Raw genomic sequence first — 15,529 nt, forward strand, 5'->3', positions numbered from 1 at the left:
GCCCGTAGACTGGCCGGGTGGCAGAGCCGATCGCATTCACCAAGGGTCACGGCACGGGCAATGACTTCGTGATCGTCCCGGACGACGACGGTGCCCTCGACCTGTCGGCCGACCAGATCGCCGCGCTCTGCGACCGCCGCTTCGGCATCGGCGGCGACGGCATCCTGCGCGTCGTCCGCAGCGCCCGCCTCCGCGAGGGTGAGGCGACGGCGGATGCCGAGTGGTTCATGGACTACCGCAACGCCGACGGATCGGCCGCGGAGATGTGCGGCAACGGCACCCGCGTGTTCGCGAAGTACCTCGTCGACACCGGCCGCGCGAACATCGATGACGCGCCGCTGCGCATCGGCACCCGCGCGGGCGTGAAGACCCTCACCCGCAGCGACCTCGGCTTCGAGGTCGACCTCGGCGTGTTCCGGGTCGACGGCGATGTCGTGGTGAAGGCGAGGGGCCTCGACGTCGCCCGGCCCGGACAGGGCGTCGACGTCGGAAACCCGCACGTGGTCGTTGCGCTCTCCAGCTCCGCGGAGCTCGACGGACTCGACCTCACGGTGCAGCCGCAGCTGCACCCCGACCCGGTCGAGGGCGCCAACGTCGAGTTCGTGGTCCCGGCCGATCCGCTCGTGCAGAACGGCGTCGGAACGATCCGGATGCGTGTGTTCGAGCGGGGCGTCGGGGAAACCCTGTCGTGCGGCACCGGTGTCGCCGCCGCCGCGCTGGCGGTCCGGCACTGGGCGGGGGCCGCGGCGCCGGACCGGTGGAGCGTGGAGGTGCCCGGCGGCACGCTCGGTGTACGCATCGTCGCCGAGGCCGACGGAGACCACGTCCTGCTGTCCGGACCGGCGGCGCTCGTCTACTCCGGCGAGGTCCGTCTCGCCTGAGGCCGGCGCGCCGCCCGCGCCGCCGCCAGGGGCACGTCAGGGAAGCTCGATGGCTCCCGTGCGCACGGCGCCGTGCCGGCGCACCTTCAGCACCCGGAATCCGCGCCCGGTCGCCGCCCGCGTCACGGAGTAGCCGTCGTCGAAGGTGGCCGCGAGCCAGCGCTGCAGCGAATCCGAGCCGAGGTTGCGCTGCACGACGAGCCAGGCGTCGCTGCGCTCGTCGAGCCGCGGAAGCCAGCGCTCCAGAAGGCCGTGCAACTCGTTCTTGCCGACCCGGATCGGGGGATTCGACCGGATGCCGCGGAAGCGGACGTCCTCCGGAACATCTTCTGGGCGTGCGGCGTTGACGTTGTCGAGTCCCCACTCCGCGGCGTTGCGGCGGACGAGATCGAGGGCCCGGTCGTTCACGTCGACCGCCCACACGGTGGCGTGGGGAGACTGGACGGCGAGGCTCAACGCGATCGGCCCCCACCCGCAGCCGAGGTCGAGCAGATGTCCTCCCGGCGGAGGCGGTGGCGTGTTCGCCAGGAGCACGGCCGTCCCGCCATCGACGTGGTCGGGGCTGAACACCCCGCCCGCGGTCGTGACCTCGCCAGAGCGTCCGGCGAGGGACACACGGATGCGGCGGAGGTTCTCGGCGCTGGACGGGGAGGCGCTGAAGTAGTGGTCACTCCCCATCCTGCGAGCGTACCGGAGCCACCCGCCCCCGCGGGAGGCTAGACTGCAAGGCTGACCTGGAAGGAATCCATGACCCACACCACCGAGACCACCGACGCGCACGGCGACGAGACGCCGATCGACCCGGTGGATCGCGTGCTGGCCCACGCCGAGGGGCGTTCGAGCGCGCGCGTCTTCGGGGCCGCCCAGGCGCTGCAGGACTCCGCGACCGTCGCCTATGGCGACACCGACGGCGACCAGTGGGACCGTGAGGAACGCGCGGCGCTGCGCCGCGTGCCCGGGCTGTCGACCGAGCTCGAGGACGTCACCGAGGTCGAGTACCGCCAGCTGCGGCTGGAGAACGTCGTGCTCGTGGGCGTGTACCCCCAGGGATCGCACGAGGATGCCGAGAACTCCCTTCGCGAGCTCGCGGCGCTCGCCGAGACCGCGGGAGCCGTCGTGCTCGACGGCGTGCTGCAGCGTCGCCCGCACCCCGACCCCGCCACCTACATCGGCCGCGGCAAGGCCGCGGAGCTGCGCGACCTGGTGGCGGCCGTGGGCGCCGACACCGTCATCGCCGACACCGAGCTGGCCCCCAGCCAGCGCCGTGCGCTGGAGGACGTGGTGAAGGTGAAGGTCATCGACCGCACCACCGTCATCCTCGACATCTTCAGCCAGCACGCGAAGAGCCGCGAGGGCAAGGCCCAGGTCGAGCTCGCCCAGCTCGAGTACCTGCTGCCGCGCCTGCGCGGCTGGGGCGAATCGATGAGCCGTCAGGCCGGTGGCCAGGTGGGCGCCGGTGGCGCCGGCATGGGCTCGCGCGGTCCGGGTGAGACGAAGATCGAGCTCGATCGCCGCCGCATCCGCACCAAGATGGCCCAGCTGCGCAAGCAGCTGCGCGACTTCGCACCCGCCCGCGAGGCCAAGCGCAGCGAGCGCAAGCGCAACACGATCCCCTCGGTGGCCATCGCCGGCTACACCAACGCCGGCAAGTCCAGCCTGCTCAACCGGCTGACCAGCGCCGGCGTGCTCGTCGAGAACGCGCTGTTCGCGACCCTGGATGCCACGGTGCGCCGGGCCGAGGCGGCCGACGGCCGCGTGTACACGCTGACCGACACCGTCGGGTTCGTGCGGAACCTCCCGCACCAGCTCGTCGAGGCGTTCCGCTCGACCCTGGAGGAGGTGGGCGACGCCGACGTGCTCGTGCACGTCGTCGACGGCTCGCACCCCGATCCCGCCGCGCAGCTCGCGACCGTGCGCGACGTGATGGGCGACGTCGGGGCGCGCTCCACGCGCGAGATCGTCGTGTTCAACAAGGCGGACCTCGTCGACGAGGACACCCGGCTCGTGCTGCGCGGTCTTGAGCCGGGCGCGCTGTTCGTGTCGTCGCGGACGGGCGAGGGCATCGACCAGCTCCGTGCCGTCGTCGAGGAGGCGCTGCCGCTTCCCGCCGTCGAGGTGCGTGCGCTCGTGCCGTACGACCGCGGCGACCTGATCAACGCCGTGCACGAGTCGGGGCACATCGTCTCGACGTCGCACGAGGAGGACGGGACGGCCGTGCACGCGCACGTCTCGGAGCGTCTCGCCGCGGAGCTCGCGCCCTACGCCGTCTGACGGTCGGGCGTTTCGACTCGCTGCGCTCGCTCAACGACCGGTGGTGACGGTCGGGCGTTTCGACTCGCTGCGCTCGCTCAACGACTGGGCGGGGCGGTGGGGCGTTTCGACTCGCTGCGCTCGCTCAACGACCGGTGGTGACGGTCGGGCGTTTCGACTCGCTGCGCTCGCTCAACGACCGGTGGTGACGGTGGGGCGTTTCGACTCGCTGCGCTCGCTCAACGACCGGGCGGGGCGGTCGGGCGTTTCGACTCGCTGCGTTCGCTCGACGACCGGTGGTGACGGTCGGGCGTTTCGACTCGCTGCGCTCGCTCGACGACCGGTGGCGACGGTGGGGCGTTTCGACTCGCTGCGCTCGCTCGACGACCGGGCGGGGCGGTGGGGCGTTTCGGCTCGCTGCGCTCGCTCAAGGACCGGGCGGGGCGGTGGGGGACGGGCCCGGTCGTTGAGCGACGAGCGCAGCGAGGAGTCGAAACGCCCGCACTCACGCGAGCGCGATCGGCGGCACCCCCGGGGTCTCGAAGCCGAACACCCGCCCGAGGAACGCGAGCTCGCTCTCCAACGCGTGCACGACCGACTCCGCGCGCCGGAAGCCGTGCCCTTCGCCCTCGTACAGGACGTACGCGTGGGGGACCCCCCGCGCGGCGAGGGCATCGCGGATCGCCTCGGCCTGCGACGGCGGCACGACCGCGTCCTCCGCGCCCTGCAGCAGGAGGACGGGTACCGCGAAGCCCGCGATGTGCGTCAGGGGCGACCGTTCGACGTACAGGTCCTCGGCCTCCGGCAGCGGGCCGATGAGGCCGTCGAGATAACGGGACTCGAAGTCGTGGGTGTCCGCCGCGAGGGCGCGCGCGTCGCCGACGCCGTAGCGCGAGATGCCCGCGGCGAAGACATCGGTGCGGGCGAGCGCGGCCAGTACCGTCCACCCGCCGGCCGACCCGCCCTTGATCGCCAGCCGGTGCGGGTCCGCCGCGCCGGACGCGGCGAGACCGGATGCCGCGGCCGCGACATCCTGCACGTCGACGACGCCCCACTGGCCGCGCAGGCGCTGCCGGTACGCCCGGCCGTAGCCGGTGGAGCCGCCGTAGTTGACCTCGAGCACCCCGATGCCGCGACTCGTGAAGAACAGCGTCTTGCCGTCGGCGACGCCGCCCTCGTGGCCGGTCGGACCGCCGTGGACGAGCACGAGGTACGGCGGACGCTCACCGGCGGGGCCCGCCGCGTGCGGGTTCGTCGGCGGATGGACGAACGCGTGCACCGGCCCGGTCGGTCCCTCCACCGTGAGCGGCCGCGTCGGCGGCATCCACGAGCCCAGCTCGTCGCCGGGGATCTGCGCCGGCGCCCCGACGACGCGCGTCACATGCGCCGCGTCGGGACCGTCGGTGAGGTCGACGAGCCAGATCCCGCTGACTCCCGGGGCCATCCCCGACACGAGCGCCCGACGACCGGCGACGGCCTCGACGGCCACCGACGCGGTGGCGGGGACGTCGACGGCGGTCGCGGTGCCGGCGGCATCCACCGCCACGAGCTCATCGGCACCCTCGGTCCGCACGGCGAGCAGCCCACCGTCGTCGAGCAGCCCGTACCAGCGGCTGCCGAGAGACCACAGCGGCCCACCCGTGTCGGCGTCCGCGGGGGCGAGTGCGGTACGCGGCAGATCCGCATCGAGCCGCACCCGCCACGGGTTCCAGTGCCCGCTCGCATCGTCGAGGTAGACGAGGTCGTCCTCGTCGGCCCATTCGGGCTGCAGCGCCGCGGAGGCGCCGTCGGTCACGTCCGTCCACTCGACGACGGCGCCGTCGTCGATCCGCCCGACGCGCAGGACCGTGCGGTCCCAGGGCATGTCCGGATGGTTCCAGGCGACCCAGGCGAGGCGATCGCCGCGCGGCGAGAGCACCGGCTGCGCGACGAAGTCGCTGCCGGCGACGAGGTCGCGCGCGCCGGAGCCGTCCCGCTCGATCCGCACGATCGCCCGATCGCGCCCGCCGCGCTCGCGGATGCCGAGGAGCACTCCCGCGCTGACGCGCAGACCGCCGTAGCGGACGTCGGGCTCCGCCGTGAGGGGGCGCGGCTCGTGACCGGGCTCGATCACCCAGACCTGCTGATCGCTGCGCTCGACGAAGAACAGACGGCCCTCGTCATCGGCCGCCCATGACCCGCCGCCGTACTCGTGCACGCCCGAGCGCGCGTTCCACGGCGCCGGCAGCACGGTGTGCACCTCGCCCTGCGCGTCACGGCGGAAGACGGCCGTGCGACCGGCCTCCTCGGGGACGGACTGCCCCCACCACACCTCGTCGCCGACGACGGCGGCGCCGTCGATGCGCGGGGAGGCGGCGGAGGCCCACGCGGCGGTCAGCGGGGAGGGCCAGGATCCGTAGGGGCGTGCGTCGACCATACGTCCCACGCTACGCCGCGGGGCGACGGCATCCTCCCCGCCCGGAGTGAAACGTGTCGTCACACAACACCGGATGCCGCCGTCGTGGCCCTACAGTGGTGCGATCGACGCCCGCGCCAGCGGGCCGCCCGGTACGCCCGGGCAGGAGCGACAGCCGAGCCCGGCACCCGCCCGCGAGAACCGCACCTTCGTGCGCCCCGCGGCCGACCGGCTGAACGACCCTGACCCGAGAGCGAACCGAGCCATGATGTCTCACGAGCCCCGCGCCACCGCGCCGATCGTCGACGACGTGTCCCCGAGGTCCGCTCGGACGGTGCCCTTCTCCTTCGAGATCTATCCGCCCCGGACGGCCGAGGGGCTCCCGGCCCTCCACGAGACGATCCGTGTGCTCGCCGCCACCGGGCCGCGGTTCATCTCCGTCACGTTCGGGGCCGGCGGATCGACCACCGACCGCTCGCTCGCCGTCCTCACCCACATCCTCCGCGAGACGCCCGTGCCCCCGGTGGCCCATCTCACGTGCGTCGGCAGCAGCTACGCGGAGGCCACCACCGTGATCCGGGAGTTCCTCGACGCCGGCATCACCCGCTTCCTGGCCCTGCGCGGCGACCCTCCCGCGGGGGTCGCGGAGGACGAGGTCGCGCTCGGCGACCTCGAGTCGGCGGCGCAGCTCGTGCAGCTGATCGACCGGGTGCAGGCGGAGCGCTCGCCGTATCGCGAGCAGGAGATCCCCGGCGTTCCCGGGGCCGCGCAGGTCGCCGCCGGGGAGCGGGTCGAGATCGCCGTCGCGGCCTTCCCGAACGGCCACCCGCGCTCGCGCCACCGCTTCGAGGACATCGATGCGCTCCTGGCCAAGCAGGCGGCGGGAGCGACCTCGGCGATCACGCAGCTCTTCTTCCGCCCCGCCGACTACCTCGACTTCGTCTCGCGCGCCCGCGCCGCCGGCGTCGTCATCCCGATCCTGCCCGGCATCATGCCGATCACCTCGCCCGCACGCCTGCGCCGCGTCCTCGAGCTCACCGGCGACCCCCGGCCCGACGACCTCGCGGTCGCCCTGGAGGCCGCGACGGATGCCGCCGCGCAGCGCGCGGTGGGCATCGCCCACGCCGCGGACCTCGCCCGCGCCGTGCTCGACGGCGGAGCGCCCGGCATCCACCTCTACGCCTTCAACAACCACGACACCGTCCTGGCCGTGCTCCGCGCCGCCGGGCTCATCCCTGAGGAGACGACCCCATGACCACGTCCTTCCCCGCCGGCACGATCCTCGGTTACCCGCGCATCGGCCGCCGCCGCGAGCTCAAGCGTGCCGTCGAGCGCCACTGGGCCGGTGTGCTCGACGAGGCCGGCCTCGAGACCGAGGCGGCGGCCCTCCGCCGCGCGACGCGCGCGCGGCTCCTCGACCTCGGCCTCGGCCGCGACGACTCGTCCATCCCCGAGACCTTCTCCTACTACGACCAGGTGCTCGACGCGGCGACCGCCGTCGGCGCCCTCCCGGCGCGCTTCGACGCGCTCCGGGGCGAGGACGGCGCCGTGCCGCTCGCGGCCTACTTCGCCGCCGCGCGCGGCGACGGTCATCGTCAGCCGCTCGAGATGACGAAGTGGTTCGACACGAACTACCACTACCTCGTTCCCGAGATCGCTCCCGAGACCCGCTTCGCGCTCTCGCACGACCGGTTCGCCCGGCAGGTCGCGGAGGCCGCCGCGGACGGCGTGACCGTGCGCCCCGTCCTGGTCGGTCCGGTGACCCTCCTCGCCCTGGCGAAGCCCGCCGACGGCGCGCCCGCGGGCTTCTCCCCGCTCGACCGCCTCGAGGATCTCCTTCCGGTCTACGCGTCGCTGCTGCAGTCGCTGCGGGAGGCCGGCGCGTCGTGGGTGCAGCTGGATGAGCCGGCGCTCGTCAGCGAGAGTCTGGGAATCGACGCCGACCGGCTCGCCGCCGCGGCGGAGCGCGCATACGCGGTGCTGGGAGCCGCCGCGGACCGTCCGGCGATCCTCGTGGCGGCGCCCTACGGGCCGCTGACGGCCGACGCGTGGAGCGTGCTGGCCGCGGCGCCCGTCGAGGCCCTCGCGATCGATCTGCACCGTGCCGGCGAGGCGCCCGCCTCGCATCCCGGCCTCGCCGGCAAGACGATCGTGGGCGGTGTCGTCGACGGTCGCAACGTGTGGCGCGGCGATCTGACCGCCGCCGCGGACCGGCTGGAGCGGCTCCGTGCGGTCGGCGCGGCCGCGGTCGCCGTCGGCACCTCGACGTCGCTGCAGCACGTGCCGCACGACGTCGCCGACGAGCCGGCGCTCGACCCGCGTCTCGCGGCATGGCTCGCGTTCGCGGATCAGAAGGTCTCCCAGGTCGCGACCCTCGCGCGCGGTCTCGTCGCCGGGCGCGCCGCGATCGCCGACGAGCTCGCGGCGGCCGACGCCGCCCTCGCCGACCGTCGGTCGGCGCCCGGGGTGGCCGACGGCGACGTGCGCGCGCGTCTGGAGGGGCTGGACGCCGCGGCATCCGACCGCGCGCCGTTCGCCCGGCGATCCGCCGCGCAGACGGCGCTCGGTCTGCCCACGCTGCCGACGACGACGATCGGCTCGTTCCCGCAGACCGCGGACATCCGCCGGGCGCGCGCGGCCCACACGCGCGGTGAGCTGTCGGCAGCGGAGTACGAGGAGTTCCTGCGCGCCGAGATCGATCGCGTCATCGACCTGCAGGAGGACCTCGGCCTCGACGTCCTCGTGCACGGGGAGGCCGAGCGCAACGACATGGTGCAGTACTTCGCCGAGCACCTCGACGGCTTCGCGGTCACCCAGAACGGCTGGGTGCAGTCGTACGGCTCGCGCGCCACCCGCCCCTCGATCCTGTGGGGCGACGTGTCGCGTCCCGCGCCCATGACGGTCGGGTGGTCGACGTATGCGCAGTCCCGGTCGGAGAAGTACGTCAAGGGGATGCTGACCGGACCCGTCACGATCCTCGCGTGGTCCTTCGTCCGCGACGACCAGCCGCTCGCCGCGACGGCCGACCAGGTCGCCCTGGCGCTGCGCGACGAGATCGCCGACCTCGAGGCCGCCGGCATCCGCATCATCCAGGTGGACGAACCGGCCTTCCGGGAGCTCCTGCCGCTGCGGCGGACCGACCAGCCGGCCTACCTCGACTGGTCGGTGCGCTCGTTCCGCCTCGCGACGGCGGGGGCCGCCGACGCCACCCAGATCCACACCCACCTCTGCTACTCCGAGTTCGGTGTCGTGATCGACGCGATCGCCGCGCTGGATGCCGACGTCACCTCGATCGAGGCGGCGCGCAGCCGCGGTGAGGTCATCGACGACATCGCGGCCTCGGGCTTCTCGCACGGCGTCGGGCCGGGCGTGTACGACATCCACTCCCCGCGCGTGCCGAGCGTCGACGAGATCGAGGAGCTCCTGCAGCGCGCCGCGGACGAGCTTCCGCTGCACCAGGTCTGGGTCAACCCCGACTGCGGGCTGAAGACGCGCGGCTACGAGGAGACCGTGGCGGCGCTGCAGAACCTCGTCACGGCCACCGCGCGCGTGCGGGAGCGCGTCGGCGCGTAGCCGGCGTCGACCCGGTCCCCGCGCGGGGACCGGGTCCGCACGGCTAGAACGCGCCCGTCGTGATCCCGGCCGATCCCGACGGGGGAGTGTTCAGCACGTTGTTGCCGCCGGGCTCCCACGCGTCGGCCGTGTTCGGATTGCCCGCTTCCTGCCGCTTGATGCACTTCCACTCGATCGCGCTGGACGGCGGGAGGTTCTCGATCACACCGGTCCAGGTCGGGTACGCGCTCGGGTTCAGCTTGATCGCGCTCGCGGGCGACCAGTTGCCCAGCTGCGGGATGTTCCCCACGACGTAGACCGACTGGCCGAACGTCGTCGTCGCGAACTCGCACGCGAAGGTCGCCCACACCGGGTCTTCGCCCAGGGTGAAGGCGAAGGTCTTCGCGGTGCCGACCGCACTGCTGGCGGCCTTGGCGATGACCGTGTTGCCACCGGCGTTGTACCACCCGCTGGCGGCGGCGTCGAAGGCGGCCTTGTTCGCGTGCTCGGTGAGCGTGCTGCCGTTGAGGGTCACCGAGGCGGCCTGCGTGTCGTCGGTGACGAGCTTGACGATCGTCGGCCGCGACGACGGGGCGCCGGCGTACGTGCCGGATGCTGCGCCCACGGTGACGGTGGCCACGCCGCCGGACGTCGACTGGCTGATCGGCGTCGTGCGCACCGCACCGCTCTGGTACGCGGTGCTCGTGCCGTCGTCCTCGTAGAGGGTGAAGCTGGTCGCGGCGTCGTCGGCGTAGACGGTCGTGATCTGCTCGTCGTGCACGGTCGAGTCCGAGCGCAGGCCCGTGATGTCCTTCGTCTCGGCATCGACGAAGGCCTGCGGGATGATCGCTCCCGCGCGGGCGTAGGCGGGCAGCGTGAACACGCCGCTGCGCCACAGGGGCACGTCCGCGATCCACTGACCCGTGCTGGCGATGCGCTCGTTCGTGTGGATGTCGATCCAGTCGCCGGCGGGCAGGTACACGTCGCGCTCGCGCTCGCCCGACCCGGCCACGATGGCGACCATGAGGTCGCGGCCCAGCATCTTCTGGTGGCCCATCTCGCGGACGTTGTCGTCGTTCTGGTAGTAGTACACGAGCGGCGGAGCCACCGGTTCGCCGTACCGGTTCGCGCGGTGGGCGAGCGAGTACGTGTAGGGCGCGTTCTCGTAGCGGCGCACCAGGTTCGCGCGGTTGCTGTCGACGTCGCCGATCGCGTCGGGCGTGGTCTCCAGGCAGTTGCAGAGGTTCTCGGTGTGCGGGCGCAGCGGCGTGTCGAACCAGGCGCTGTCGGCGAACCACTGCGTGTACAGCTCGTCGGCATCCGCGTCGAGCATCTCGCGGCGGAACCCGCCGACATCCGAGCCGTAGTAGTCGATGCCCGACATCGACATGTGCAGCTGCGTGTTCTGCTGCGACGCGAGGGCCTTCATCGTGGAACCGATGTCGGCCGACCACATGGCCGTCCCGAAACGCTGGATGCCGCCGGCCGCGGCGCGCGAGAGCAGGAACGGGCGGGCGTCCTCGTCGTTGCGCTCGTAGCCGTCGGCGATGCTCTGCGCCCACAGGAGGTTGTAGGCGTTGTGGTAATCGGCGTGCGCGTGCTTGCCGGGGAGGATCCCGGCCGTCCAGTCGTTCGCGTCGTACATCTCCGGCTCGCCGAGGTCGAGCCAGTGCCCCATCACGCCCTCGTCCACGAGGTGCTGGCGCTGCTCGTCGTGCCACGCGGCACCGGCGGCGGGCTGCGTCCAGTCGATCATCCCGCCCTTGCCCCACCACGGGTTGCCGGTGAGGTAGGCCGGGGAGCAGGTCGAGCATCCGGAGCGCACGAGGTAGCCGTCGGCGGCCATGTCGGCGTGCTCGGGCAGGTTCTTGCCGACGTACGACTCTTCGATCGGGATGATGCCGACGCCGTCGGCCTTCAGCGCGGCGATCTTCGACGCCGGGTTCGGGAAGCTCGACGTGTCCCAGTCGAGGGTGCCCATGCGGGTGTCGTCGGAGTCGGCGGTCACGCCTCCGAACCACTGCACGTCGAGCATGGCGCCGTCCACGGGGAAGTCGGCGGCACGGAGCCCGGAGATGGTGTCGTCGAGCTCGGACCAGTCGTCGTAGCCGAACTCCGAGACCCACAGTCCGAACGCCTTCTTCGGGGGCACGGGCGGGGTGCCGGTGAGCTGCATGTAGTCCTCGCGAAGGTCGGGCAGGTCCGGCCCCGCCATGAGGTACCACCGCAGCTGGTCGCCCCACGTGCGCATCGTCCACGGGTCGCCGGTCAGGTTCCACTCCTGCTTGTACAGCTGGTCGACGAACAGGCCGTAGTTGGCGTTGGCGTCGCCCACGGCGAACAGCACCGGGATCTGCGTGTTGCCGACCGGGCCGTTCTCCGCGTCGTAGACCATCGCATTGCCGTAGGTGCCGCCGGGGGAGCGGACGCGCCCCACCCAGTCGCCGTCGGCGCTGGCTCCCGTGAAGAACTGCTGCCCGAGGCCGTAGGCGTTCTCCATCGACGACTTCGTGATGTTCAGGCCCTTCCACGCCTGCGTGAGATCGACCGGGCAGGTCGTCTGGAGGACGAGCTCCGGCGTACGGGTGATGTCGGTCGCCGTCACGCACAGCGTCGACGTGTCGACGTCGAGTCGCAGCCCCGCGGTCTGGATCGTGCCGCCGCTGCGCGTGTAGGTCTCCGGGCCGGGGTAGTCGGTCTTCGCGATCTGCGGCGTCGTGAACAGCGCCGTCGACGTCCCGGGCGACGTGCCGCCGCCGGCGACCTCGAAGTGCACGAGGTCGTCGTCGAGCACCTCGACCACGAGGTAGCTCGATCCGGAGGTGAACTCGGCCCGCTGCACGCCGAGCGGTGCGGCCTGGGCGGGCGCGGCATCCGCCCAGCCGCCGAGGGCGGTCAGGGAGGCCGCCGCGATCGACGCGATGGCGAGGGTGGCGACGCGGCGCCGCAGGGTCAGAGCGTTCATGGTTCTCTCCGCGGGATCCGGCTCAGCGTGCGAGCACGAGGTTGTCGAGGTTGATGCCGCCGGCGCTGCCGCTGTCGTACTCGATGCGCACGGTGTGGCGGCCGGGAGTGAGACTCGCGCCGATCGAGGCGATGCCCCAGCTGTCCCAGGAGCCGGTCGAGGGCAGGGTCAGCGTGCCGACGGACGTCCCGTCGACGCGGACGGTGCGCACGGCCGAGGTCGCCGCGCCGTTGCCGTAGCGCACGCGCAGCTGGTGGGTCGCGTTCGCGTCGGCCCACACGTCGAACTGGACGGCGTCGCCGCTCGTGGCGAACCCGTCCACGAAGCCCGTGCCGGTGTAGCCGGGGTGATCCGTGTTCGTGCCCACGCCCGTCTGCGCGGCGAACTCGGCCTCGTACGCGGCTTTGTCGACGCCGGCCAGCGCGATCGTGCGCGCGGACGTGCTCGCTGCGACCTTGATGGAGGTCAGCTGCTGCACGGCATCCCAGAACCAGCCGGTGCTCGCGGCGGCCAGCGCTGCCACCGACCCGACCTCGGTGAGCGCCGACCCGCCGACCGCCACCGCGGTGGGCTTCGTGCCCGACACCTGGTAGGTCGCCGCGGTGGTCAGCGCCGGAGCCGAGATCGACACGGTGCGCGCCACACGGTCGGAGGTGACCGCGATGGCGCGGTGGGCGTCCGCCGCGTCCTCGAAGTAGTCGTACGTGCTGGAGGCCGACGGGTAGATCCGGAACACCAGGTTGTCGTACGCCTCGACGTCGTTTCCGATCGTGCCGCCCAGCTCGTAGGCGTCGTTGAGGTTGAGGGGGATGACCGCGCCGGCCCGTGCGTACACCGGGATGCTGTCGGTGGCGGCGTAGTACGGCTTCACGCCGTCGCCGAGCGCGCGACCGCCGTTCCAGAAGTCGTACCACTCGCCGGCGGGCAGGTAGACGTCCTTCACGGTCTGGCCCTGCGTCGTGATCGGGGCGACGAGCAGCTGCGAGCCGAACAGATACTGCTGGTCGTAGGTCGCGGCGGTCGCGTCGCCCGGGAAGGCGAGACTCATGGCCCGCATCATCGGCACGCCCGTCGAGGCGCTGTCGTCGGCCTCGGTGTACAGATAGGGGACGAGGTTCATGCGGACGTTCGCGAACTTCGCGAAGGTGGGGACCACACTCGTGTCGCCGGTGCGCGCCTGCACGTTCCAGGGAGTGCGGGCCTCGGACGGCGTGGGGTCGGACTTCTCGGAGTGGTACTGCATGATCGGCGAGAAGGTGGCCTGCGACGTCGAGCGCAGGTAGAGCTCGGCGCTCGGGAACGAGCCGGTGAAGCCCGCGAGGTCCCACGCCCAGAACGGGACGCCCGACTGCCCGGCGCTCTGTCCCGCCCGCACCGCCTCCTGGAAGGCGCCGAAGGTGGAGGACTGGTCGCCCGCCCAGAAGATCGACTGGCTCTGGGCGCCGGAGGTTCCCGCGCGGCTGAAGAGCGTGCCGTCGCCACCGGTCTTCTGCTGCACGACGTCGTTGTAGGCGCGGGTGTACTCGTTCGGGTACGCGTTGTGCATCTCGTCGCCCCGGCGTCCGTCGGCCACCTGGAGGTCGCGGCCGAACAGCGCCTCGCTGCCGTCGGTCTTGAAGCCGTCCACGCCCAGGTCGTCGAACAGATAGGCGCGCTTGCTCATCCACCAGTCGGTGGCGGCGGTGCTCGTGAAGTCGGGCACCGTGCTGTCGCCGAACCACTGGCCCGTCGGGATGCGGTAGGGCTGACCGGCGCCGTCCTTCACGAGGAAGTCCTGCGCGGCGGCGTAGGCCTTGTCGTTGAGGTGCTGCTGCGGAGCGGTGGAGGGGTTGGAGGTGAAGTTCTCCTTGAGCACCGGGATCTGCCAGAGGATGACCTTGATGTTCTGGTCGTGGGCATCCTGGATCATCTGCTTCGGGTCGCTCCACGCCCCGCCGGAGGGGAAGGTGAGGTCGGCGTAGTCGAGGCTGCCGCTTCCCGCGGTCGGCGTGTACTGGGCGTCCTTCCAGAGGTAGAACGTGGCCTCGTCACTCCACTGCTCCAGAACGAGAGCGCTGTGCGGGATGCCGGAGGAGTCCACCTGGTTCAGCCACGTGTCGACCTCGGCCTGCGTGTTCCACTCGTTCGCCGATCCCCAGAGGCCGAAGGCCCACTTGGGCGGCAGGAGCGGACGGCCGGTCTCGGCGGTGAAGTCGTCGAGCAACTCGGTCTGGTCGCCGGTGAAGAACTGGTACGTGAGGGTCGAGTTCACCGCGCCGCCCGTGTCGACGGTGAACCCGGCCATGTCGGAGCGGTAGGTCGCCAGGTTGAAGATCGCGTACCGGGTGCTGGGGACGTGCACGCCGTAGCCGGCGGAGTTCGCGAAGTAGGGCACGGAGTAGTACGTGCGGCGGGTCGCGCCCTGGTCCTGGTACTGGTTGTAGACGTAGTTGTGCACGTCGGTTCCGCGATGGTCGAGTCGGTCGTAGCGCTCGCCGAAGCCCTCGAACCGCTCGCCCGCGGGGCTGAGGAAGTGGTCCTCGATCTTGGTCACGGTGGAGCTGCCGTCGCTGGCCCAGCCGATGTTGCGGAACTGCGCCGGGTCGTACTGGCGTGTGATGAGCGTCGTGCCGTCTCCCTTGTAGACCGAGAGGCGGTAGGGGCTCTTGTCGATCTTGAGGACGAGCTGGCTCGTGGCGATGGTCACCTGCGACGCGCCGTTGGTGAGGGTGTAGTCCGTCAGCCCGCTCAGGTTCAGGCCCGATCCGCTCGGCGCGATCTGCACGTCGTAGCCGTCGAGGCGGGGGAAGGCGAAACGCACCTTCGGAGTGAAGTCGCCGGCGCTGTCGCCCGTCACGATGTCGACCGAGGTGCCGTTGTCGATCACGTTCGTGACGTCGGTGACGGTGCTCCACGAGGTGGTCGCGAACGAGAACGGTCCGATGTCGCGCTGGCCGGCGCCGTTCACGTCGGCGTGCACGGTGTACTGCACGTCGTCGCCGCGGGCGAAGGATCCCAGATCGATCTTCCAGTACGTGTTGTTGCCGGAGTTGTAGTCCCAGCTCGCGCCGCGCGGGGTCTGGGCGACGCCGTTGACGCTCCAGGTGACCCACACCGACTGGCCCGAGGCGATCGGCCACGTCGTGGCGCGGACCGTGACGTCCTCGCCCGCCATCGGGTCGCGCGGCGATCGTTCCGTCGGTTGCGCGGCATACAGCTCGTCGTCGCCGTACGGGTCGTGCCACACCCCGTCCAGCGTGCTCGCCTGTGCCGGGGTCGCCGCGAGAAGGGCGATGACGAGAGCCGTCACCAGACCCGCGGCGAGCACGATCACGCGCCGGGGGCCGACGAGGGGAACAGTCCGTGCAGCAGAAGACATGGGAACCTCTTTGTTCAGGTCTGAATTTAGTGGAGAGTATGGACCACCTGTGCGTCGGATATCAACCCTTTGTTCTCATCGAGCAGTCGCGCGCCGGGCTGATCGGGGCGAAGGGGAATCGAGTTGAC

Annotated in this window: 8 protein-coding genes; 4 read left to right on the plus strand and 4 right to left on the minus strand. The window is 71.9% G+C overall.

What is annotated here, in order from left to right; translation table 11 throughout:
* The first annotated feature begins 17 nt into the window (after positions 1–17).
* Positions 18–881 carry a diaminopimelate epimerase gene (gene dapF, locus AC6CQV_RS04095; RefSeq protein ID WP_191008775.1) on the plus strand — a complete coding sequence of 288 codons (864 nt, stop codon included), beginning with the start codon at positions 18–20 and terminating at the stop codon, positions 879–881.
* Positions 882–917: 36 nt separating this feature from the next.
* On the opposite strand, the gene AC6CQV_RS04100 is transcribed toward dapF, so the two are convergent.
* On the minus strand, positions 918–1,559 hold the full coding sequence (locus tag AC6CQV_RS04100; protein ID WP_101306568.1) for a class I SAM-dependent methyltransferase: 642 nt from the start codon (positions 1,557–1,559) through the stop codon (positions 918–920).
* Positions 1,560–1,628: 69 nt separating this feature from the next.
* Between AC6CQV_RS04100 and hflX the strand changes: the two genes are divergently transcribed.
* Complete coding sequence (gene hflX, locus AC6CQV_RS04105) at positions 1,629–3,152, plus strand: GTPase HflX (RefSeq protein ID WP_101306567.1); 1,524 nt, start codon at positions 1,629–1,631, stop codon at positions 3,150–3,152.
* Between the two features lie 484 nt (positions 3,153–3,636).
* On the opposite strand, the gene AC6CQV_RS04110 is transcribed toward hflX, so the two are convergent.
* Positions 3,637–5,547 carry a S9 family peptidase gene (locus AC6CQV_RS04110; RefSeq protein WP_498260353.1) on the minus strand — a complete coding sequence of 637 codons (1,911 nt, stop codon included), beginning with the start codon at positions 5,545–5,547 and terminating at the stop codon, positions 3,637–3,639.
* Between the two features lie 313 nt (positions 5,548–5,860).
* Between AC6CQV_RS04110 and AC6CQV_RS04115 the strand changes: the two genes are divergently transcribed.
* A complete protein-coding gene (locus tag AC6CQV_RS04115; protein WP_232783914.1) occupies positions 5,861–6,781 on the plus strand; it encodes a methylenetetrahydrofolate reductase in 921 nt (306 codons plus the stop codon).
* The gene (gene metE / locus AC6CQV_RS04120; RefSeq protein ID WP_498260354.1) at positions 6,778–9,099 is read left to right on the plus strand and encodes a 5-methyltetrahydropteroyltriglutamate--homocysteine S-methyltransferase; all 2,322 of its coding nucleotides are present in this window, start codon (positions 6,778–6,780) and stop codon (positions 9,097–9,099) included. The genes AC6CQV_RS04115 and metE overlap by 4 nt, the downstream gene beginning before the upstream one ends.
* A gap of 43 nt (positions 9,100–9,142) precedes the next feature.
* Here the strand turns inward: metE and AC6CQV_RS04125 are convergent, their stop codons facing one another.
* Positions 9,143–12,043, minus strand: a complete 2,901-nt coding sequence (locus AC6CQV_RS04125; protein ID WP_498260355.1) for a TIM-barrel domain-containing protein — start codon at positions 12,041–12,043, stop codon at positions 9,143–9,145.
* 22 nt (positions 12,044–12,065) lie between these two features.
* Entirely contained in the window at positions 12,066–15,401 is a 3,336-nt protein-coding gene (locus tag AC6CQV_RS04130; RefSeq protein WP_498260356.1) for a TIM-barrel domain-containing protein, read from the minus strand.
* Positions 15,402–15,529 lie beyond the last annotated feature (128 nt).

The sequence above is a fragment of the Microbacterium sp. EG9 genome, from assembly GCF_059759475.1.

Excerpts from the sequence above, each read along its gene's own strand:
- AC6CQV_RS04100 (WP_101306568.1), bottom strand. The coding sequence starts at position 1,559 with ATGGGGAGTGACCACTACTTCAGCGCCTCCCCGTCCAGCGCCGAGAAC.
- hflX (WP_101306567.1), top strand. The coding sequence starts at position 1,629 with ATGACCCACACCACCGAGACCACCGACGCGCACGGCGACGAGACGCCG.
- AC6CQV_RS04110 (WP_498260353.1), bottom strand. The coding sequence starts at position 5,547 with ATGGTCGACGCACGCCCCTACGGATCCTGGCCCTCCCCGCTGACCGCC.
- metE (WP_498260354.1), top strand. The coding sequence starts at position 6,778 with ATGACCACGTCCTTCCCCGCCGGCACGATCCTCGGTTACCCGCGCATC.
- AC6CQV_RS04125 (WP_498260355.1), bottom strand. The coding sequence starts at position 12,043 with ATGAACGCTCTGACCCTGCGGCGCCGCGTCGCCACCCTCGCCATCGCG.
- AC6CQV_RS04130 (WP_498260356.1), bottom strand. The coding sequence starts at position 15,401 with ATGTCTTCTGCTGCACGGACTGTTCCCCTCGTCGGCCCCCGGCGCGTG.